Below are 21,324 nucleotides of genomic sequence, written 5' to 3' on the forward strand. Positions count from 1 at the left end.
CAATGTTCGCTGGCCTCCAGGGGTGGCACCTCCTCATCATCCTCGCCGTGATCCTCCTCCTGTTCGGTGCGCCCAAGCTCCCGCAGCTGGCCCGCAGTGTCGGGCAGTCGATGCGGATCTTCAAGAGCGAGGTCAAGACCATGAAGGACGAGGACGGCACCGAGCGCCGTGAGTCGACCGAGGGGACCACCGGCACCGTCGCCGGATCCACCGGCACGACCACCGGCACCGGCACCACCACGCCGCCCGAGTCCCCGCTCAAGTAATGACGTCCGTGGCACCGAAGAAGCCACGGACGAAGCGGACGAAGAACCCCGACGGGCGCATGTCGCTCGGGGCGCACCTCGTCGAGCTTCGCAACAGGCTCTTCAAGTCGGCGATCGCGATCGTCATCGCGTGCGTCGCGGGGTGGTTCGTCTCGGAGTGGGTCTTCGAGGCCCTCAAGGCTCCGATCTCCGAGGTGGCCTCCACCCAGGGCAAGGAGGCGATCCTCAACTTCCCGACGATCGCCGGTGCCTTCGACCTGCGGCTGCAGATCGCCATCACGGTGGGCATCGTACTGGCGAGCCCGGTCTGGCTCTACCAGATCTGGGCGTTCCTCGTCCCGGGCCTGACCCGCAAGGAGATGCGGTACGGCCTCGGCTTCATCCTCACCGCCATCCCGCTGTTCTTCGCGGGCTGCGCGGCCGGCTGGTTCGTGTTCCCGCACATCGTGGAGCTCCTGACGAGCTTCACCGGCAGCAACGCGGCGAGCTTCCTCGACGCCAAGATCTACTACGAGTTCGTTCTCAAGCTCGTGCTGGTCGTCGGCATCGCGTTCGTGCTGCCCGTCTTCCTGGTGCTCCTCAACTTCCTCGGCATCCTCCCCGGCATGCTGATCCTCAAGTCGTGGCGCATCGCGATCATGGCGATCGTGCTCTTCACGGCGATCGCGACCCCCGCGGCCGACCCGATCTCGATGTTCCTCCTGGCCATCCCGATCATCTTCCTGTTCTTCCTCGCCTGCGGGATCGCGATCCTGCACGACCGGCGCGCCGCCAAGCGCCAGCTGGTGTTCGACGGCAGCCCCTCCGACCTGCCCGCGTGACCGGACCGTCTCCCGCCGAGCGGTTCGCCGCGTTCCGGACGCGCCAGGGCCACGCGAGGGTCGAGGCGTTCCGCTCGACCCTCGCGTTCGACCTCGACCCCTTCCAGTACGAGGCCTGCAGCGCGCTCGACGACGGCCACAGTGTCCTCGTCGCCGCGCCCACCGGTGCCGGCAAGACCGCGGTGGCCGAGTTCGCGATCCACCTGGCCATGCAGGACCCGACGGCCAAGGTCTTCTACACGACGCCGATGAAGGCGCTGAGCAACCAGAAGTTCCAGGAGTTCGTCGAGGACTACGGAGCCTCCGAGGTCGGCCTGCTGACCGGCGACTCCAACGTCAACGCGCGCGCCCGCATCGTCGTGATGACGACCGAGGTGCTGCGCAACATGCTGTACGCCGACTCGGACCTCCTGCGCGACCTCGCCTACGTCGTGATGGACGAGGTGCACTACCTCGCCGACCGCTTCCGCGGCGCCGTCTGGGAGGAGGTCATCATCCACCTCCCGCAGCGCGTGCGGCTGGTCTCGCTCAGCGCGACCGTGTCGAACGCCGAGGAGTTCGGCGACTGGCTCCAGACCGTCCGGGGCGAGACCGAGGTCATCGTCTCCGAGGAGCGCCCCGTCCCGCTCGACCAGCACGTCCTGGTGGGCGGCAAGCTGGTCGACCTCTTCGACTCCTCCGGTCGGGCGGCGACGAACCGGGTGAACCCCGAGCTCGCCCGCATGGCCCAGGGCGGCTCCCGGGTCGAGCGCGGCGGCAGGGGCGGCCGCAACGGCCGAGGCGGTCGCGGCCGCTACCCGGAGCAGCGCACCGAGGAGCTCGTGCTGCGCTCGGAGGTCGTCGAGATCCTCCGCGGCAAGAACCTCCTCCCCGCGATCTTCTTCGTCTTCAGCCGTGCGGGCTGCGACCAGGCCGTGCGCCAGGTGCTGCGGTCGGGCGTGCGCCTCACCGAGCGCCACGAGCGCGACGAGATCCGCGCGATCGTCGAGGAGCGGTGCCGGACGATCCGCGACGAGGACCTCGCGGTGCTCGGCTACTGGGAGTGGCTCGACGGACTCCAGCGGGGCGTCGCCGCGCACCACGCCGGGATGCTCCCCGCCTTCAAGGAGGTCGTCGAGGAGCTGTTCCTGCGCCGGCTCGTGCGCGTGGTCTTCGCGACCGAGACGCTCGCGCTCGGCATCAACATGCCGGCCCGCACGGTCGTCCTCGAGAAGCTCGAGAAGTTCAACGGCGAGGCGCGCGTCCCGATCACACCGGGGGAGTACACCCAGCTCACCGGCCGGGCGGGCCGACGCGGCATCGACGTCGAGGGCCACTCGGTGATCCAGTGGCGCGGCGGGATGGACCCTCAGGCGGTCGCGTCCCTCGCCTCCCGGCGGACCTACCCGCTCAACTCCAGCTTCCGCCCCAGCTACAACATGGCCGCGAACCTGATCGAGCAGTTCGGGCGGGTGCGCACGCGCGAGATCCTCGAGTCGTCGTTCGCGCAGTTCCAGGCCGACCGGTCCGTCGTCGATCTCGCCCGCCGGGTCCGCCAGCAGGAGGAGTCGATGGCGGGCTACGTCACGGCGATGCAGTGCCACCTGGGCGACTTCGAGCAGTACGCGGCGATCCGCCGTGAGATCGGCGACCTCGAGCGCCGGGGCGCGGTGCGCGGCGAGTCGGCCTCCCACGCCGAGCGCGAGAAGCGCCAGGGACAGCTCACGAGCCTGCGGCGTCGGATGAAGGCGCACCCGTGCCACGCCTGCTCCGACCGCGAGCAGCACGCGCGCTGGGCCGAGCGCTGGTGGAAGCTGCGCCGCGAGACCGACGAGATCGAGCGCCAGATCCGCTCGCGCACCGGCGCCGTCGCCCGCATCTTCGACCACATCACGGACGTGCTGCTCGAGCTCGGCTACTTCCGCCGGGACGAGGTCGGCGAGCTCTCGCTGACGCCCAACGGTCGCACGCTCCGCCGGATCTACGGGGAGCGGGACCTGCTCGTCGCCGAGTGCCTCCGGAAGCAGGCGTGGACGGAGCTCGATCCGGCCGGCCTCGCGGCGATGGCGTGCTGCCTGGTCTTCGAGCCGCGACGCGAGGAGGGGACGCTCGGCGAGCAGTTCCTGCCCCGCGGTGCGTTCCCCGAGGCGCTGGAGAGGACCCAGCTTCTGTGGGCCCGGCTCGACGACGTCGAGCGGGAGCACCGCCTGCCGGGCAGCAACCCGATTTCGACGAGCCTGGCGCTGTCGATGAACATGTGGGCCAAGGGCATGCCGCTCGACATGGTGCTCCGCGAGTCCGACATGGCCGCCGGCGACTTCGTGCGCTGGGCGAAGCAGACCATCGACCTCCTCGACCAGCTCTCCGTCGTCGCCGAGGGCAAGGTCGGCCGCGCGGCCCGGACCGCCCTCGACCTGGTCCGCCGCGGCATCGTCGCGTACTCGACGGTCGCATGACTCCGATCGCTCCTCCGCCCGACGGGCGGACCGTTCCGCTGTGGGTGGCGCTGCCCCTCGCCGCCCTCGGCGGCGCCGTGCTCGACCGCGGCTTCCCCGACTCCGACGTCTGGCCGCTGGCGATCGTGGGCGCCGCGGCGATCCTGTTCGCTCTGGCGGGGCGCGGCTTCTGGAGCGGGAGCCTCGTCGGCCTCGTCGGCGGAGCGGTCTTCTGGGGCGTCCACATCGAGTGGCTGACCCTCTACCTCGGCCCGGTCCCGTGGGCGGCCCTCGCCGGCCTGCAGGCGATCTTCTTCGCGCTCTCCGCGGGGCTGATGGCGGTCGTCTCCACGCGCGGCCACCGCGTCTGGGCGGGACCGCTCGGCCGGATGGTCGGCCTCCCCGCCCTCCTGGCGGCGCTCTGGATCGGGCGCGAGTCGATCACCAGCGTCTGGCCCTACGGCGGCTTCGCCTGGGGCCGCCTCGCGATCTCGCAGTCCCTCGGCCCGCTCGCCGGTCTCGCGGCATGGATCGGCTTCGCCGGCCTCGGCTTCGTGGTGGCGTTCCTCGCGGCCGTGCTCGCGCAGGCCGTCCGCGAGATGTCCGTCCCGGCCTCCGCCCGGGTCAGCGCTCTCGCGGGCTTCGCGATCGTGGCGCTGGTGTTCCCCGCCTGGCCGGCACCGACGGAGGGCACGACCCGGATCGCCGCCGTCCAGGGCGACTCCGATGCGGGCCTCTTCTCGCAGAGCTACCGCGGGCAGATCCTCGAGGACCACACCTCGGCGACGCTGCCGATCCTCGATCAGGACGTCGACATGGTGGTGTGGCCCGAGAACGGCGTCGACATCGATCCGACCCGGAACGCCCAGTCGGCCGCCGTCCTCGACTACCTCAGCCGGACGATGGACGCGCCGTTCATCGTGGGCACGATCACGAACTCCTCGGACGACGTCTTCTACAACAGCTCGCTGCTCTGGAAGGCGGGGGAGGGGGCGACGCAGGTCTACGACAAGGTGCATCCCGTGCCGTTCGCCGAATACATGCCGGACCGGGCGTTCTGGCGGATGTTCGCTCCGGACCTGGTCGACCTGGTGAGCCGCGACTACTCGATCGGCACCCGTCCCAACGTCTTCGACGTGAACGGCGTCCTCGCAGGCATCGCGATCTGCTTCGACATCTCGGACGACGCGCTGACGAACGCGATGGTCGACGGGGGAGCCCAGGTCATCCTCGGGCAGACCAACAACGCCGACTTCGGCCGGACCGACGAGAGCGTCCAGCAGCTCGCGATCGCTCGCCTGCGGGCCATCGAGACCGGGCGCAGCGTGGTCAACATCTCGACCGTCGGGACGAGTGCGATCATCGGGCCGGACGGCACGACGATCGACTCCCTGACATGGTTCGAGCCGGGTGCCATGGTGGACGAGGTCCCCCTCAGCTCCACCACGACCCCGGCTCTGGTGTGGGCGCGAGACCTCGGCTGGTACTTCCTGGCCGCCGGTCTCATCGGCATGGTCTCGTTCGTCCTCAGGACGCGCGAGCCGCGACGCCGTTACGGCTGACCGGCGCTACGCGCCGATCTTGTGCTCGCCGCGCCTGGCGCGCAGATAGGCGAGCCGCTCCTCGAGCAGCTCCTCCAGCTCCGCGCGGGTCCGGCGCTCGAGCAGCATGTCCCAGTGGGTGCGCGGAGCCTTCTGCTCGCCCTTGTCCACGACGACCGGCTTCGAGTCCACCATCAGAGTGGCCTCGTGACCGCACGAGCGGCACTCCCAGGTCTCCGGTGCTTCCGCATCGGCCGAGAACACCATGTCGGTGTCGTGGCCGCAGTTCGCGCAGTGGTACTCGTACGTCGATCGCGGGGAGAAGACGACGCCTTCTTCGCTCTGCAGGCTCTGGGATCCGAGCCGCATTCCTCGCAAGCTTCGATCTGCCATTGTGTGGTCTCCTCTCGCTGTGCTTCCCCAGTGTCAACGTCGTACCTGGAGGTGGTCTTCCCGTCCCTGCCATTGCCAGAGAATCCTCAGGTCGGAGGCGTATTCCGCGGCTCCTGAGGGCGTGGCCGACGGGCGCTGAGGAAGGCGTCGACGGCCGCTCGGGCGAGGTCGGTGCGGTCGGTCACGAGCCCGTCGATCCCGAGCGCGAGGAGCTGCTCCATCCGCTCCGGATCGTCGATGGTCCAGAGGTGGATCTCGCAGCCGGTCACCCGCAGCCGGGCGAGGATCCGCGGCTCGGCGACGCGGAGGCCGAGCGCGCGCTCGGGCACCTGGAGCGCGTCGATGCCGCGGAGAGCGAGACGCACGGGGAGGGCGGCGCCGAGGTGGGCGGCGACCAGGGCGACGACGAAGCGGACCGCCGACGCCGAGGTCGCGGCGCCGGGAAGACGGCGGAGGGCCGCTGCTCGACGGATCTCGGAGAACGAGGTGATCAGGACGCGCTCCGCGGCGGCGGCGCCGGACACCGCCGCGACGACCGGGTCGATCGCGTCCCGCGACTTCACGTCGATGTTGAAGCGCGCGCGGGGGAGTGCGGCGAGGGCCTGCTCGAGAGAGGCGAGCCGGGCGCCGCCCGCCAGTCGGAGGTCGGCGAGCTCCTCCCACCGGGTGGCGGCGACGACGTGGCGGCGGCCGGAGCGGTCGATCACCTCGGCGTCGTGGACGAGCACGGCGACCCCGTCGAGGGAGGCGCGCGCGTCCGTCTCGAGGAGGTCCGCACCCGCGGCGAGGGCGCGTTCGAAGGCGGCGAGCGTGTTGCCCTCGGCCTGCGGGCCGAACCCGCGATGCGCGATCACCCGGGGGGTCGGCCCGCTCAGGGCGAGGGGTCGCTCAGGGGTGCGCATCGCGGACCGGGTCCGCGGCTAGACGGCCGGCGGCGGGGGAGTGGGCGCCGAGCCGGGGGCTCCGTCGGTCGTCGCGGGCGCCACGGGGGCGGACGTGTCGGATCCGGGCTCGACAGGAGTGGAGCCGACGGACCCGGATGCGGCAGGCGCGGACGCCGCAGGCGCCGACGGGGGTGCCGCGTCCTGCGGGCGGACCGCCGGGGCGGACTGGCCGCGCTGGCCGAGCGCGCCTCCGATGCCCTTCAGCGCCTCGGTGAGCTCGCTCGGGATGACCCAGAGCTTGTTCGCGCTGCCCTCGGCGATCTTGGGGAGTGTCTGGAGGTACTGGTACGCGAGGAGCTCGCTGTCGGGGCGGCCCTCGTGGATGGCGTGGAAGACGGTGGTGATCGCCTTGGCCTCACCCTCGGCCCGCAGGACCGCCGCCTTCGCCTGGCCCTCCGCAGCGAGGATCGCGGCCTGGCGCTGACCCTCGGCGTTCAGGATCTGGGACTGCTTGGTGCCCTCGGCGGTGAGGATCACGGCTCGACGGTCGCGCTCGGCGCGCATCTGCTTCTCCATCGAGTCCTGGATGGAGAGGGGCGGGTCGATGGCCTTGAGCTCCACGCGTCCGACGCGGATGCCCCACTTGCCGGTGGCCTCGTCGAGGACGATGCGCAGCTGCCCGTTGATGTTGTCGCGGGAGGTCAGCGCCTCCTCGAGGTTCAGGCCGCCGACGACGTTGCGGAGCGTGGTGGTGGTCAGCTGCTCGACCGCGCCGAGGTAGTTGGCGATCTCGTAGGTCGCCGCCCGGGCGTCCGTCACCTGGAAGTAGACGACCGTATCGATGGAGACGACGAGGTTGTCCTCCGTGATCACGGGCTGGGGCGGGAACGAGACGACCTGCTCGCGCAGGTCGATCAGCGGGCGGACCCGGTCGATGAACGGCACGACGAGATTGAGGCCCGGCAGCAGGGTCTTGTGGTACTTGCCGAGGCGCTCCACGACCCCGGCGGTGGCCTGGGGGATGATGCGGACCGCTCGGAAGAGGACGACCAGGGCGAAGAGGACGACGGCGGCGACGACGACGATCGTCACGACGGAGGACGGTGTCACGGTGTGCTCCTTTCGGCGGGGACGACGACCGCGGTCGCGCCCTCGATGGCGGTGACGACGACTCTCTCGCCGACTCCGAGTGTGCGGTCCTCGACGAGCGGGGACAGGCGGACGGTCCAGGTCTCGCCGTTGGCGAGCTTGACCTGGCCGGCTCCGGGGCCGGCGAGGACGACGCTGCCGGAGAGCCCGAGGAGAGCGTCCGCTCCGCTGGGGGTGGAATCGCCGCCCCGCTTCAGCAGCCGCAGCAGCGGCGGACGGACGGTGAACAGCAGGAGGGCGGCGAGGACGGCCGCGACGGGGACCTGGACCCAGAAGGGAGCCCCGACCAGCCCGGTCAGCAGTCCGCCGATGCTGCCGACGGCGAGCATCAGGAACGTGAACTCGAGAGTGATCATCTCGACGATCACGAAGATGAGGATCAGCGCGAGCCAGAGGATCCACGCGTACTGAGTGACAGCGTCCATGCTGTGTGCTCCTTCCCCTCGACGAGCATTCCCAGGCTATCAACGCCCCCCGGACGAGGGCTGGGAGAGGGGGTGCGCCGACGATCTCGAGGCCCTTGGTAGACTCCTCCGTCGGGCCGTGGCCCGTCATCGTGCCCGATCCGGTCTCCGAGCCGGCGTTCTGGAGGAATACCCGTGTCCAATCCCCTCGCCCCCGGCTCCTTCGACGGCAAGCGCGCTCTCGTCACCGGGTCGTCCCGCGGCATCGGCGCCGACACGGTCCGCTACCTGGCCGAGGCCGGAGCCCGCGTCGTCGTCAACTACCGCTCGAAGGCGCCGCGCGCCGACAAGCTCGTCGCGCAGATCGTCGAGGCCGGCGGCACCGCCATCGCCGTCGGCGCCGATCTCACCGACGCCGACTCGCGCGCCGAGCTCTTCTCCCGCATCGAGAAGGAGTACGGAGGACTGGACGTGCTCGTCCTGAACGCCTCCGGCGGCATGGAGAGCAACATGGGGGAGGACTACGCGATGGTCCTCAACCGCGACTCGCAGGTCGCCGTGCTCGACGCGGCGCTGCCGCTGCTCTCCGAGGGCTCCCGTGTCGTGTTCGTCACGAGCCACCAGGCGCACTTCATCCGGACCACGCCCACGATGCCCGAGTACGAGCCCGTCGCGCTCTCCAAGCGCGCCGGCGAGGACGCCCTGCGCGAGCGGATCGGTGAGCTCGCCGAGCGCGGGATCGAGTTCGTCGTCGTCTCGGGCGACATGATCGAGGGCACCATCACCGCGACCCTGCTGGAGCGCGCGAACCCGGGCGCGATCAGCTCGCGTCGCGAGTCGGCCGGCAAGCTCTACAACGTGCAGGAGTTCGCGGCCGAGGTCGCTCTGGCGGCCGTCGAGCCGATCCCCGCGGACAACACCCGCCTCGTCGGCGACATCTCCGACTTCGCCTGATCGCCTTCGCGGAATGACCCCGGGGCGCGGGTCTGCGCTCCTCGACGGATGGCCCCGGTGGACGGCAATGGACCGGCATCGGGGGAGTCCGACGCCGTCGTGGGCGCAGTCCGTCCGTCGGCGGACGCCGGGCGGCGTGAGCATCCTTCTCGATGCTGCCGCGGTGATGGTGAACCTGCGGGAGCGCTTGCAGGACCGCTGACGTGCGTTCCGGCGGGCGCCCGAAAGGATCGGGCCGACGACGGCGTCCGCGGAAAGGTGACCGTCGATCCGCGGCTGCGGCTGCGGCTGGTCACGCGCTTCGACACTCCGACCGAGACGTGCTGGTACGAGGACGTCGAGCCGTGGGTGGAGCATTCGCCGATCCGCTGATGACGTTTGGGACCGTCGGGCGGCCTCAATCCCGGTCCGTCCGGCCCTTCCGCCGTTATCCGATAATGCACATTATGTCAGTTCGACCGAAGTCCCGTTCTGCAGGGATGGCGATCGGCTCCCCTCAACGCTCCTGCGACAGGACGTCATCGATCGCCGCCGCGCTCCGATGGCAGACCGGGCGCTTCGACGGTGAGGCCTCGGATCACCGCGGCGACGACCATGCGCTGCGTGAGTTCGGCGCTGGTGTCCACGGGCCACTGGCTCACCGACCCGACGTGCGCCGCGACGACCGCCTTCGCCAGGACGGCGGACTCGACGGCGGGGACGCGGCCGTGCACGGCGGCGAGGGCGGCGAAGCGCTCGCCCAGCTCGCGCGAGACGCGGTCGTCGTCGATCATCATCCGCTCGGCGAACTCCGGGTCCGCGGCAGCGCGTGCCAGGAGCACCGACCGCAGGGAGAACCACTCGCGGCTGGACGGGAGCGCGTCGAGGAGGGAGCGGACGGCGCCGTCGAGGGTCGCCTCGCGGTGCTCCTCCTGCAGCTGGACGTCGAGGGCCTCCTGCAGGCTCCCCCACACTCTCGCGGCCTGCTCCTCGTGGAGTGCGAGGAAGAGCTGGTCGACGCCGGCGAAGTTCGAGTAGAACGCGCCGCGGGTGAAGCCCGCCTGCGCGCAGATGTCCTCGACGCGCTGGCCGATGGTGCCCGTGCTCTCGAAGAGCTCGGCGGCCGCGGCGAGGAGACGTCGTCGCGTCTCGCTCCTCCGCCGGACCGGAGCCTGCTCGCCTGTGACCACGCCCCCAGCCTATTCGGACCCTTGCGCTGAATGGGCCTTTTCAGTACGTTTCGTTCCCAATGCATACCGTATCGAGAACTGGAGCGCCCGAACCTCGACGGCGACGGTCCCGGTGGCTGCCGACCGCGACCGTCGTGCTCATCGGGGCGGTCCTCGCCTGGCTGAACCGGGTGGAGTGGTGGGGGTGGCTCGTCGTCGCGGCGGCCGCGGTCCTGATCGCGGCCGTCTCGAGGAGCTGGCGGCACCGGCACTGGATGCTGCGTACGGCGGCCTGGGTCGCGTCCGCAGGGCTCGTCGGAGCCGTCGCCCTCGCCGCGGGTCCTCTCCCGGCGACGCGGACGCTCGCCGGTCCGCACACCGCCCCGGTCACGACCCGGCAGGGCGACGTCGTCGGTGTGCACGACGCCGCGGCCGGGGTCGACGCCTTCGCGGGGATCCCCTACGCCGCTCCCCCGGTCGGCCCGCTGCGCTGGGAGGCGCCCCGCCCGGCCCCGCAGCGGTCGGCGACCCTCGTGGCCGACGACTTCGGCCCCTCCGCCGTTCAGCCGGAGCCGACGTTCCTCTCCCGAGCTGCGACCCGCGTGCTCGACCTGCCGCTGGAGGAGACGCTCCTCGGCGGGTATGCGACGGACGAGGACAGTCTCCGCCTGAACATCTGGACGCCGGCCGGCGGGGCGGGCGACTCCAGCCCGGTCCTCGTCTACCTCCACGGCGGCGCGTTCGTCTCGGGGTCCGGCGCCCTCCCCGCCTACGACGGCGCGGCGCTCGCCTCCCGGGGCGCGGTGGTCGTCACCGTCGCCTACCGTCTGGGCGTCCTCGGTTTCCTCGCCGGTGATGTGCTCGGCGGCGGCACCTCGGGGAATCAGGGACTGCTCGACCAGGTCGCCGCTCTGCAGTGGGTGCAGGACAATATCGCCGCTTTCGGCGGGGACCCGGGGCGGGTGACGGTCGCCGGCCAGTCCGCCGGCTCCGGCAGCGCCTGCATCCTCGGGGCCTCGCCCCTCGCGGCCGGCCTCCTCCACGGGATCATCGGGGAGAGCGGAGGATGCCTGGGGTCGGCGGGAGATCGCGAGGCCGGCGACCTCTACGACGACGCCGCCACCGCACGGGAGGCGGCTGCGCGCCTGAGCGAGGCGCTCGGCGGGGCGAGCCTCGCCGAGATGAGAGCCCTGCCGGCCGAGCGCGTCGTCGCGGCCGCCGCGGGCCTCTCGCAGCACTGGTGGCCCTCGATCGACGGCGTCGTCCTCCCCGACACGCCGCTCGCCGTCTACGAGGCCGGTCGGCAGAACGACGTCCCCCTCCTGCTCGGCAGCAACTCCGACGAGACCTCGCTCGATCTGCTGGGAGGCGTCGACCCGGATCCGAACGCCTACGAGCAGGAGGTGCGCCGGGAGCACGGAGACGACGCGGACCGATTCCTCGCGCTGTACCCGGGTGCCGTCGAGGACCAGGTCGTCGACTCCCGGCTGCGCGCCGGCAGCGACCGGACGATGACCGCCCCGATGCGGCTCTGGGCGCTGACGGCCGCCCGGACCGGGCGGGCGGGCGTCCACGCCTACATCTTCACGCGCACTCCCCCGGAGAGCGGACTCGAGCGGTTCGGCGCGTACCACGGCGCCGAGGTGATGTACGCGTACGGGAACCTCGGGGCGAACGGCGACGCCGACTACACGGACGTCGACCGCCGGCTCGAGCAGGAGATGACCGCGCGCTGGCTCGCGTTCGTCTCCCACGGCGATCCGGACGCCGCCGGCCGCGAGCGGTGGCCGGCCGTCCAGGAGGATCCGGACAGCGTGCTCGAGTTCGGCGACGTCGTCCGGGTCGCCGAACGCCCGGCCCCCGACGCGGTCGACTTCTGGCTCGAGGGGACGGGCTGACGCGGGGGCGCTCCTCGCGGCGGAACCTCCGGACAGCGGGGAGCCTTCGCTCAGAGCTGCCCGACGAGGTGCGCCTGCCGACCGTTGCGCGCGAAGACCGGGATGACGGCCAGGGGCGCGTCGGCGACGATCCACTGCCCGCCCTCGTGCTCGGCGCCCGTCGAGAGCTCCGTCCACCGCGCCCCGGCGGGCAGGTAGACCCGTCGGGAGACGGCTCCGGCGTGCGTGACCGGAGCCACGAGCAGGTCCGAGCCGAAGAGGTACTGGTCGGCCAGATCCCAGGCCTCCGGGTCCCCCGGGAACTCGTGGAACACCGCTCGCAGCACCGGCTGGCCCAGCTCGTGCGCCTCCCGCATCGCCTCGCGCGTGTACGGGCGCAGGGTCTCGCGAAGATGCAGCAGGCGGGTGAGGATCGGCGTGGCCTCCTCGCCGAAGCTCCACACCTCGTTCCCGGCTCCGGTCGCGGCGCGGCGGCTCCCGTCGGCGGCCGTGACCGGGGCCGACGGCGCGCGGTCGCCGTGCAAGCGCATCACGGGGCTGAACGCGCCGAACTGGAACCAGCGCACGAGGAGCTCACGGAACTCCGGATCCGACGGGTCTCCCCCGGCGAATCCTCCGATGTCGGTCGTGAACCACGGGATCCCCGCGACGCCCATGTGGATGCCGGCCGTGATCTGGTGGCGCAGGTCCGCGAAGGTCGAGTGGATGTCGCCCGACCACACGAGCGCGCCGTAGCGCTGACTGCCCGCCCACGCGGTGCGGACGAGGTTGACGATCGCGGTCTCCCCGCCCTCGCTCTGCCCCTCGAAGAAGCCGCGGGAGAACGCCTGCGGGTAGAGGTTGCCGACCTGGACGGCGGGGCCGGCGGCGTAGCGGTAGTTGTCGAAGTCGTAGACGCCGTACTCGGGCTCGGCCTCGTCGAGCCAGAAGAGCCGGATCCCGTGCTCGCCGTAGTTGCGCCGGCACGCCTCCCAGACGAACCTCCGGGCGGCGGGGCTCGTCGCATCGTAGAACGCGCTCGGACCCTCGAACTGCATGTGCAGGTCCAGGCCCCGCTCGGCCTTGACGAGGAGGTTCCCCTTCTTCATCGCGATGTAGTTCTCGGACTCGACCGACACCTGCGGCCAGACCGAGACCATCAGCTCGATCCCGAGCTCGCGCAGCTCGGCGACCATGGCGGACGGATCCGGCCAGAACTCCTCCTCGAAGCGGAAGTCGCCCATGTGCGGCCAGTGGAAGAAGTCGGCCACGATCACGTCCATCGGCAGGCCGCGGCGCCGGTGCTCGCGGGCGACCTCGAGCAGCTGCTCCTGGTTCCAGTAGCGCAGCTTGCACTGCCAGAAGCCGAGGCCGTGCTCGGGCATCATCGGGACGTGCCCGGTCGCGTCGGCGTAGGCCCGGGTGATGTCGGCCGGGGTCTCCCCCGCGGTCACCCAGTAGTCGAGCTGCTGGGAGGACTCGGCGGACCACTCCGTGCGGTTGGCTGCGAAAGTCGCGCGGCCGATCGCGGGGTTGTGCCAGAGGAACCCGTAGCCGCGGCTCGACAGCACGAACGGGACGCTCGACTGGGAGTTGCGGTGCGCGAGCTCGAGCGTGCAGCCCTTCAGATCGAGGATGTCCTGCTGGTACTGCCCCATCCCGTACAGCTTCTCGTCGGGGGACGTCTCGAACAGCGCGGTCAGCCGGAAGTCGCCGCCCAGGTGCGGACGCTGCTCGCGGGCGCGCAGCTTGAGCGCTCCCCCGCTCCCGAGCTCTCGGAAGAGCAGCTCCCCCCGACGGTCGTAGAAGGAGAGGGAGCAGGAGAGCTCGTGGTAGCCGGTCTGGTACCCGTAGCCCTCCTGCTGCTCGAGGACGACGGTGATGCCGCCGGCGCGCAGCGTCGCCCGCGGTCCCTCGATCGAGACCTCCGGCGCGCGGCGCTCGGGGGCGATCAGCGCCCAGTCGGTGTCGAGGACCTCCCCGGACCGGCGGGCGCGGACCCGGACACTGTCCCTCCCCCACGGCTCGACGACGACGGTCTCGCCGTCGCCGCGCCAGACGAGGCGGTCCCCCTCGAGCGCGAACGCGTCGGTGTCCATGTGCTCCTGCTTCCTCGAGTCGGGCACGGCGCTCAGTCCTTGACCGCGCCGGCGGTGACCCCGGCGGCGACGTAGCGCTGGGCCACGATCAGCAGCACGGCGGCCGGGATGGAGGCGATCACGGCGGTCGCCATGATCCCGTTCCAGTTGGTGGTGGTCGATCCGATGTAGCGGTAGAGGCCGAGGGTGAACGGCACGATGCTGTTGCCCGAGGTGAGCGAGTTCGCGTTGAGGAAGTCGGCCCAGGCGAACAGGAACGAGAACAGGCCCGCGGTCACGATCGAGTTCCGGCTCAGCGGGATGACGATCGAGACGAAGGAGCGCCAGTTGCTCGCACCGTCGATCCGCGCGGCCTCGATCAGCTCGTCGGGGATGCCGAGCATGAAGGCCCGGAGGATGATCACCGCGAACGGCACGGAGGCGGTCGCGTCGGCGAGGATCAGGCCCGGATACGTGTTGAGCAGCCCCAGCGCGTTGTAGATCGCGAACAGCGCGGTGACCAGGACGATCCCGGGGATCATCTGGGCGAGGAGGAACACGAACATCACGACGCCGGTCCCCCGCACCCGGAACTTCGCCATCGCGAAAGCGGCGGGCAGGGCGATCGCCAGCGTCAGGATCACGCAGCCGATCGAGATCACGAGGCTCGTGATGAGGTTCGGCAGCTGCGTCGAGAACGCCTGCACGTACCCGTCGAGGGTCGGGTCGCCGGGGAACAGGCTCGGCGGGGTCTGGATCAGGTTCTGCGGCTTGGTCAGCGAGACGTTGACCATCCAGTAGAGCGGGAAGAGGAGGAAGCCGCAGAGCACGATCGCGATGACCACGTCGATCCCGCGGCGCAGCCCTGTGGTGTGCCGGTTCATCCGAGGTCCTCCTTGCGCTGGGCGCGGATGTAGATCACGCCGAAGACGAGGGCGACGATCACGAGGATCTGGCCGGCCGCCGCACCGACTCCGAACTGCAGGTCGGTGAAGGACTGCTCGTAGGCCCAGGTCGCGAGGGTGTGCGAGCTGTTGGCCGGGCCTCCCTTGGTGAGGATCCAGATGACGTCGAACACCTTGATCGTGTAGACGAGGCCGAGGAGGAGCGTGACGGAGGTCACCGGTCGCAGCAGCGGCCAGGTGATGCTCCAGAAGGACCGCCAGCGCGAGGCGCCGTCCAGTGCCGCGGCCTCGTAGAGGCTCTCGGGGATGCCCTGCAGGCCTCCGTGCAGCAGCACCATGTTGAACGGGATGCCCAGCCAGATGTTGGCGATGATGACCGCCCACAGCGAGACGGACGGATCGGTCAGCCAGCCGACCGGCGTGCCGATCGCGGCGTTCAGGATGCCGAACTGCTGGTCGAAGATCCAGCGCCAGGCCGTCGCCGAGACGATCAGCGGCAGGAGCCACGGCAGCAGGATGAGGGAGCGGAACGTCGCCGAGAGCGGGAACCGGCGGCTGAAGAACAGCGCCAGGGCCATGCCGATCGTGAACTGGCCCACCAGCGAGACCACGGTGAAGACCACGGTGTGCCAGGCGATGCTCGCGAAGATCGGATCGGTGACGACCGTGACGTAGTTGTCGAAGCCGACGAAGGGGGCGATCCCGGTCACGAAGGACGACGGTCCGAAGTCCTGGAGGCTGAGGACGACGCCGCGGATGATCGGGTAGACGAAGAAGACGGCGAGGAAGATCACCACGGGCGCCATGAAGGCGGCGGCGGCGAGGCGGAGGTGGGAGCGGGGTCGGCGGCGGGCGGGCGGCCTGGTGGCCGCCCCGCCCGCGACCGGCGCCGTGAGCACGGCGGGGTCGGTCATGCGGCCGCTACTTCAGGCTCGCCGCGGCGTCGTCGAGGGCCGCCTGCGGCGTCTTCGAGCCGGTCAGCGACTCCTGGATCGCGGTCCAGAGCGCCTTCGAGGTGTCGGGGTAGGCGACGCCGAGGTCGCTGGTGCGTCCCTGCGCGACCGAGATGGCCTCCACCCACGGCTGGAGCGCGGGGTCCTCGGTCGCCTGTTCGGCGGCCGCGTCGGCGTACGGCATGATGTACGACTGGCCGGCCGCCCAGGCCTTCAGGCTGTCGGGCTGGATGACGCACTGCGCGAACTCCGTGGCGAGGGTCTGCTTCGCGGCGTCGGAGGCGACCACCTCGACGAACTCGCCGCCGAGCGGGCTCGGTGCCGCTCCCCCGTCCTTCGCCGGGATCGGCACGACGCCGTAGTCGATGCCCGCCTCGTCGAGGGCGGAGAGCTGCCAGGTGCCGTTGACCATCATCCCGAGCTTGCCCGCGAGGAACTGGTCGCGGACGTCCTGCTGGTTGGCGTTGACGTTCGCCTGCGAGGCCGAGCCGCTCTTCACCAGGTCGGTCCAGAGCGCGAGCGCCGAGACGGCGTCGTCGGAGGAGATGTCCTCGAGGGTCGCACCGGAGCCCCAGAAGAAGGGCAGGAACTGGAAGGTGCCCTCCTCGGTGCCGACCGCGGAGAAGCCGAGCCCGGTGACGTCGCCCGCGGTGAGGGCCTTCGCGGCGGTGGTCAGCTCGTCCCAGGTCGTCGGCGGAGTGACGCCGGCTGCCTCGAAGAGCGCCTTGTTGTAGAAGAGCGCGAGGGTGTTCGAGCCGATCGACGAGCCGTAGGTCTTCCCGTCCAGCTGGCCGGCGGCGAGCACGTTCGGGAGGACGTCGCTGGTGTCGAGCCCGGAGGCGGCGTTGTCGACGAGCAGGCCGGTGTCGGCGAACTTCGCGACGTTGGGGTTGTCGAGGACGACCAGGTTCGGCGTGGTCTTCGACGCGGCCGACTGCAGGAGCTTGGTGGTGAGGTCGGGGTCGGAGGTGCGCTCGAGGGTGATCCCGGTCGAGGCCTCGCAGCCGGCCAGGAGCTGGCCGTAGGGGGAGGACGCGTCGTACTGGGTGAAGCTGTCCCAGAGGGTGAGCGACTTCGACGAGTCGTCGCCCGCTCCCTGTGCGCTGCACGCGCTGAGGGCGACTCCGGCGATGAGGACGAGGGAGGCGGCGCCTGCGGCTCGTCGGATGCTGTTCTTCACGGTATTCCTCTCTGAATACGGTCGGAACGAGCGGAGCGCTCGCGCCGGGAAGACCCTCCGGGGGCGCCCGCTGGGGCGGTCCGTCCGGAAGTCGTGGCGAGCCTAACCGAGTCGGAGAACCGGTTCAATAGATTTCGGAGAACCGGTTCACCGATCGCCCGGGGAACGCTCCGGACGACCCGGCGACGTCAGCCGCGCGCCCGCCGCCACGAGGGGACGACGCCCCGGCTGGTGCCCGGCGAGAAGGGCGCGGTGGTGCCGAGTTCCACGACCACCGCGGGCAGCAGCTCCGTCACTCCCGGAGTCGCGGTGCCGGCGAGCTCGTCGAGCACCAGGTCGACCGCCCGCGAGACCATCTCGTCGCCGGGCAGGTCCACCACGGTGACCGGCTGGTCGGCGTGCCGCATCACCGCCTCCGGGGCGATGGTCATGATCGAGCAGTCCTCCGGGACGCGCAGGCCCAGGCCGCTGAGGCGCTGCAGGAACGGCTCGAGCACGCCCGGCCCGTGCGTGACCACGGCGCTCAGGCCGGGGAGCTGCTCCTGCGCCTGCTCGAACCAGTCGTCGACGTCGTCGGTGCTGGGGATGACGGCGCCCCGCACGCCGCGCAGGCGGCACTGGTCGAGGAAGCCCTCGCGGAACCGCAGGGCGAAGGCGTAGCCGCTCTCGTAGGCGTCGGGGCCAATCCCGAGGACCGCGATCTCGACGTGCCCGAGGTCGGCGAGGTGGTCGACGGCGACCCGCGCCGCGCCGTCGAAGTCGAGGTCGATCGCGCTGAACGGGCTGCCCTCGCCCGGGTAGCCGACCAGCGCGGTCGGCAGGCCGATGCTCGCGAGGACCGGCAGCCGGGGGTCGTCCCGGCGGATGTCCATCACGACGAGCGCATCGGCGAGGACGTCGCGCGCGAGCTCCCCCTCGCCCGTGCCCATCATCAGCAGGTCGAAGCCGCGGGCGCGGGCCGCGTACATCGCCGCCCGCACGAAGCGCATGAAGACGTCGACATCGGTCTGCCGCGACTCCGGATCGACGGAGGCGAAGAAGCCGAGGATGTTCGTGCGCCGCAGCGCCAGGGCCCGCGCCATCGGGTCGGGCCGGTAGCCGAGCCGCTCCACGCTCGCGAGCACGCGCAGGCGGGTCGCCTCCGGGAGCTTCTTGTTGCCGGAGAGCACGTAGGACACCGTGCTGCGGGCCACCCCCGCATCGGCCGCGACGTCGCGAATGGTCACCATGGGCTCAGCGTAGTGAGGGCCCGGCGACGGGAGGGCCCGCCGGCGACCCCCTCGACCGGTGGGCAGCAGCGTGCATACCAGGGCGGTCCGGCCGTTCCGCCGTGGGGGGAGAGCCGTCCGCCGCGAGCCGCGCGACGGCGCCGACGGACGCAGGCGGCGGACGAGCAGTCGGTCACGGTTGCGCGTGTATCGACGGGCACGTACGGTCGTCGGGTACCTCGTCGCGAGCCGCGACGTCGGTGCGGCCGCCACACCGGCCGATCCAGCGGCTCGCGGTCACGGGGGCTCCCCGCACGGAAGACGGACTCTTGCGCTCCAGCACCGGTACTGCGTCCACGACGCAGCAGCTGCTCTCGCACTGACGTCCCCCGTGCCCGCCCCTCAGGGGCGAGCCGTTGCTCCCTCGGAGTCCGGTGGTCGTCGTGCGCCGACACCGACCACTGGAGCACCGTGCCCTCCACTTCCCGCACCACCCCGCCCGCCGTCGTCCTCCACGACTGCACGTTCGCCTGGCCCGACGGCTCCGTCGTCCTCGACCGCGTCACCGCTGCGTTCGGACGCGGGCGCACCGGTCTCGTCGGCGCGAACGGCGCCGGCAAGTCGACCCTCGTCCGCCTCGTCACCGGCGGCCTCTCCCTCACCGCCGGGAGCGTCTCGACGACGGGACCCGTCGACCTGCTGCCCCAGCGCCTCCGGCGAGGGCCCGACGACACCGTCGCCGATCTCCTCGGGATCCGGCATCGCCTGGACGCTCTGCACGCGATCCTCCGCGGCGACGCGGATCCGCGGCACTTCGAGATGCTCGCGGACGACTGGGACCTCGAGGCCCGAGCGCTCGCCGCACTCGGCGACGCCGGTCTCGACCTGGAGGAGGCGGACCTGCTGCGGCCGGTCGCGACCCTCTCCGGAGGGCAGGCCGTCCTCACGGCCGTGACCGGCGTCCGGCTGCGCGGTCGGCCGATCGCCGTGCTCGACGAGCCGACGAACGACCTCGACCGGCGCTCCCGAGGGCTTCTGCTCGACCTGGTCGACCGGTGGCGCGGGACGCTCGTGCTCGTCAGCCACGACCGGGAGCTGCTCGAGCACGTCGACGAGATCGCGGAGCTGCGCGACGGGGCGGTCCGCACCTCGGGCGGGACGTTCTCGGCGTTCGAGGAGCGGCTCGCCCTCGAGCAGGCGGCCGCGGAGCGCGATCTGCGCGACGCCGACCGGCTTCTCCGCGCCGAGCGGCGGCAGCGCATCGAGGCCGAGACGACCATCGCCCGCCGGGCGCGGGCGGGGGCGCGATCGGCGGAGTCGATGCCCGCGATCCTCGCGAACGCGCGGGGAGGACGAGCCGAGGCGACCGCGGGACGGCTGCGCTCCGGGCACGGGGCCGCGGAGGCGCGGGCGCGCGAGCAGGTCGACGCAGCGTCGCGAGCAGTCCGGGACGACGACCGGGTCCGCCTCGACCTGCCGGACCCCGGGGTCGCGGCCGGGCGCCGTCTGGCGGAGGTGACGGTGCGCGGCCGGACGACGGTGCTCCAGGGGCCGGAGCGGATCGCCGTGGTCGGCGCGAACGGGACGGGGAAGACCACCCTGCTCGAGCACCTCGTCGGGGCGCCGGGTGCGCGGGAGCATCCGCTCGCCGGCACCACGGCCCGAGCGCTGACGGAGCGGGTCGGCTGGCTCCCCCAGCGCCGCGAGGGACTCCTCGACGAGGAGGCCACCGTGCGGGAGCACGTCTCCCGGGCCGCGCCGGATCGTCCGGCGGTCGAGCTGCGGAACGCCCTCGCGCGGCTCCTGGTGCGCGGCGACGTGGTCGATCGGAGGATCGCGTCGCTCTCGGGCGGCGAGCGGTTCCGCGTCGCGCTCGCCGGGCTCGTGCTGGCGCAGCCCGCTCCGCAGCTGCTCGTGCTCGACGAGCCGACGAACGATCTCGATCTCGCCACGACCGACCACCTCGTCGACGTTCTCGCCGTCTGGCGGGGCGGCCTGGTCGTCGTCAGCCACGACGAGGCGTTCCTCGACCGGCTCGGACTCCACTCCCGAGTGGTGCTCGACGCGGAGTGACGGCCGGTCCCCCGGCCCCCGGCGGTTCTGGCCTCGACCGGGCCCCTGCCGCCGGGGAGACTGGCCGGGCCCCTCCCGCCCCCAGCGAACGGACCGACGTGCTCACCGGACTCAGCGCCTTCCCCCTCACTCCGCTCCGCGACGACAGCATCGACGAGCGGTCGTTCGCCGCTCTCGTCGAGCGGCTCGCGCGGGCGGGAGTCGACTCGATCGGCGCACTGGGCTCGACCGGCTCGGCTCCGTACCTGGACCGCGGCGAGCGCCGGCGCGCCGCCGAGATCGCCGTCCGCAGCGCCGGCCCGGTGCCGGTCGTGGTCGGGATCGGGGCGCTGCGCACCTCGCAGGTGCTGGCGCTCGCCGAGGACGCGCAGAGCGCCGGGGCGAGCGCGGTGCTCCTGGCGCCGCTCGGCTACCAGCCGCTGACGGACGAGGACGTGCTGGGGCTCTACGAGGACGTGACGGCTCAGCTCTCGGTGCCGCTCGTCGTGTACGACAACCCCGGGACGACGCGCTTCTCCTTCTCCGACGACCTCTACGGGGCCGTCGCCCGGCTGCCGCAGGTCGCCTCCCTCAAGATCCCCGGCGTGCCGGAGGGACCGGGCGCCGCGGCGGCGCGCGTCAGCGAGATCCGGGCGCGGGTGCCGGAGGGGGTCACTGTCGGGGTCTCGGGGGACGCCGCGGGTGCGCGCGGGCTGCTCGGCGGCTGCGACGCCTGGTACTCGGTGATCGGCGGCATCTTCCCGCGGACGGCGCTGTCGATCGCCCGGGCGGCGCAGTCGGGCGATGAGGCGGCGGCGATCGCGGGATCGGCACGCCTGCAGCCCGTCTGGGACCTCTTCGCGGAGCACGGCGGCAGCTACCGCGTGGTCGCGGCGATGGCCGAGCAGCTCGGTCTCGCCGAGGCGCGCTGCCTCCCGCGTCCGATCCGCGGGCTCGGTGCACGGGCGCGGGCCCGGGTCGCGGAGGTCCTGGCGGAGCTGGGGCCGGTGCTGGAGTGATCCGCGGGCGGGTCGGCGGGAGGACGGCTCGGACGGCGTGGTCGTTCCGGACAGCCGGAGGGGCGGGCCGGGGATGTC

18 protein-coding genes are annotated in these 21,324 nt (G+C 71.9%); 8 read left to right on the forward strand and 10 right to left on the reverse strand.

Features of this window, described 5'->3' with window-relative positions:
- The first annotated feature begins 2 nt into the window (after positions 1 to 2).
- From tatA to lnt, 4 genes are read left to right on the forward strand one after another with little or no spacing between them, the layout of a single operon-like run.
- A complete protein-coding gene (gene tatA / locus C5C53_RS08840; RefSeq protein WP_104222022.1) occupies positions 3 to 266 on the forward strand; it encodes a Sec-independent protein translocase subunit TatA in 264 nt (87 codons plus the stop codon).
- Positions 266 to 1,087, forward strand: a complete 822-nt coding sequence (gene tatC, locus C5C53_RS08845) for a twin-arginine translocase subunit TatC (protein WP_374952911.1) — start codon at positions 266 to 268, stop codon at positions 1,085 to 1,087. The genes tatA and tatC overlap by 1 nt, the downstream gene beginning before the upstream one ends.
- Positions 1,084 to 3,522, forward strand: a complete 2,439-nt coding sequence (locus C5C53_RS08850) for an RNA helicase (RefSeq protein ID WP_104222026.1) — start codon at positions 1,084 to 1,086, stop codon at positions 3,520 to 3,522. Before tatC ends, C5C53_RS08850 begins: the two co-directional genes overlap by 4 nt.
- Positions 3,519 to 5,063 carry an apolipoprotein N-acyltransferase gene (gene lnt, locus C5C53_RS08855; protein WP_104267342.1) on the forward strand — a complete coding sequence of 515 codons (1,545 nt, stop codon included), beginning with the start codon at positions 3,519 to 3,521 and terminating at the stop codon, positions 5,061 to 5,063. Before C5C53_RS08850 ends, lnt begins: the two co-directional genes overlap by 4 nt.
- Positions 5,064 to 5,069: 6 nt before the next feature.
- Here the strand turns inward: lnt and C5C53_RS08860 are convergent, their stop codons facing one another.
- The 4 genes from C5C53_RS08860 to C5C53_RS08875 form a co-directional block, all read right to left on the reverse strand.
- On the reverse strand, positions 5,070 to 5,435 hold the full coding sequence (locus C5C53_RS08860) for an RNA polymerase-binding protein RbpA (RefSeq protein ID WP_068207052.1): 366 nt from the start codon (positions 5,433 to 5,435) through the stop codon (positions 5,070 to 5,072).
- Positions 5,436 to 5,521: 86 nt separating this feature from the next.
- Positions 5,522 to 6,337 (reverse strand): glycerophosphodiester phosphodiesterase family protein, encoded by an 816-nt coding sequence (locus C5C53_RS08865; protein ID WP_104267343.1) that lies wholly within the window; start codon positions 6,335 to 6,337, stop codon positions 5,522 to 5,524.
- Between the two features lie 18 nt (positions 6,338 to 6,355).
- Positions 6,356 to 7,411, reverse strand: coding sequence for an SPFH domain-containing protein (locus C5C53_RS08870; RefSeq protein WP_374952912.1), 1,056 nt, complete (start codon positions 7,409 to 7,411; stop codon positions 6,356 to 6,358).
- Between the two features lie 14 nt (positions 7,412 to 7,425).
- Positions 7,426 to 7,893, reverse strand: a complete 468-nt coding sequence (locus tag C5C53_RS08875; protein WP_104267344.1) for an NfeD family protein — start codon at positions 7,891 to 7,893, stop codon at positions 7,426 to 7,428.
- Positions 7,894 to 8,067: 174 nt separating this feature from the next.
- Here C5C53_RS08875 and C5C53_RS08880 point away from each other — a divergent pair, with 174 nt between their 5' ends.
- On the forward strand, positions 8,068 to 8,826 hold the full coding sequence (locus C5C53_RS08880) for an SDR family oxidoreductase (protein WP_104222036.1): 759 nt from the start codon (positions 8,068 to 8,070) through the stop codon (positions 8,824 to 8,826).
- A gap of 518 nt (positions 8,827 to 9,344) precedes the next feature.
- Here the strand turns inward: C5C53_RS08880 and C5C53_RS08885 are convergent.
- Positions 9,345 to 9,995, reverse strand: coding sequence for a TetR/AcrR family transcriptional regulator (locus C5C53_RS08885; protein WP_104232596.1), 651 nt, complete (start codon positions 9,993 to 9,995; stop codon positions 9,345 to 9,347).
- Positions 9,996 to 10,129: 134 nt separating this feature from the next.
- On the opposite strand from C5C53_RS08885, the gene C5C53_RS08890 reads away from it, so the two are divergent.
- Positions 10,130 to 11,872 carry a carboxylesterase/lipase family protein gene (locus tag C5C53_RS08890; RefSeq protein ID WP_219813968.1) on the forward strand — a complete coding sequence of 581 codons (1,743 nt, stop codon included), beginning with the start codon at positions 10,130 to 10,132 and terminating at the stop codon, positions 11,870 to 11,872.
- 50 nt (positions 11,873 to 11,922) lie between these two features.
- Here C5C53_RS08890 and C5C53_RS08895 read toward each other — a convergent pair whose 3' ends face one another.
- The 5 genes from C5C53_RS08895 to C5C53_RS08915 all read right to left on the reverse strand — a co-directional run bounded on the left by C5C53_RS08895 (position 11,923) and on the right by C5C53_RS08915 (position 18,196).
- A complete protein-coding gene (locus C5C53_RS08895) occupies positions 11,923 to 13,950 on the reverse strand; it encodes a TIM-barrel domain-containing protein (protein ID WP_104267346.1) in 2,028 nt (675 codons plus the stop codon).
- A 32-nt stretch (positions 13,951 to 13,982) separates the two neighbouring features.
- The gene (locus tag C5C53_RS08900) at positions 13,983 to 14,813 is read right to left on the reverse strand and encodes a carbohydrate ABC transporter permease (RefSeq protein ID WP_104222044.1); all 831 of its coding nucleotides are present in this window, start codon (positions 14,811 to 14,813) and stop codon (positions 13,983 to 13,985) included.
- A complete protein-coding gene (locus C5C53_RS08905; protein WP_104225253.1) occupies positions 14,810 to 15,748 on the reverse strand; it encodes a carbohydrate ABC transporter permease in 939 nt (312 codons plus the stop codon). The genes C5C53_RS08900 and C5C53_RS08905 overlap by 4 nt, the downstream gene beginning before the upstream one ends.
- A gap of 7 nt (positions 15,749 to 15,755) precedes the next feature.
- Complete coding sequence (locus tag C5C53_RS08910) at positions 15,756 to 16,967, reverse strand: extracellular solute-binding protein (protein ID WP_104232593.1); 1,212 nt, start codon at positions 16,965 to 16,967, stop codon at positions 15,756 to 15,758.
- A gap of 188 nt (positions 16,968 to 17,155) precedes the next feature.
- The gene (locus C5C53_RS08915; RefSeq protein WP_104267347.1) at positions 17,156 to 18,196 is read right to left on the reverse strand and encodes a LacI family DNA-binding transcriptional regulator; all 1,041 of its coding nucleotides are present in this window, start codon (positions 18,194 to 18,196) and stop codon (positions 17,156 to 17,158) included.
- A 450-nt stretch (positions 18,197 to 18,646) separates the two neighbouring features.
- On the opposite strand from C5C53_RS08915, the gene C5C53_RS08920 reads away from it, so the two are divergent.
- Positions 18,647 to 20,248 carry an ATP-binding cassette domain-containing protein gene (locus tag C5C53_RS08920; protein ID WP_104267348.1) on the forward strand — a complete coding sequence of 534 codons (1,602 nt, stop codon included), beginning with the start codon at positions 18,647 to 18,649 and terminating at the stop codon, positions 20,246 to 20,248.
- A 98-nt stretch (positions 20,249 to 20,346) separates the two neighbouring features.
- Positions 20,347 to 21,246: a dihydrodipicolinate synthase family protein gene (locus tag C5C53_RS08925; protein WP_104267349.1), complete on the forward strand. Its 900-nt coding sequence runs from the start codon at positions 20,347 to 20,349 to the stop codon at positions 21,244 to 21,246.
- The last annotated feature ends 78 nt before the right edge of the window (positions 21,247 to 21,324 follow it).

Source organism: Rathayibacter sp. AY1E3 (genome assembly GCF_002932235.1).
GTDB lineage: Bacteria > Actinomycetota > Actinomycetes > Actinomycetales > Microbacteriaceae > Rathayibacter.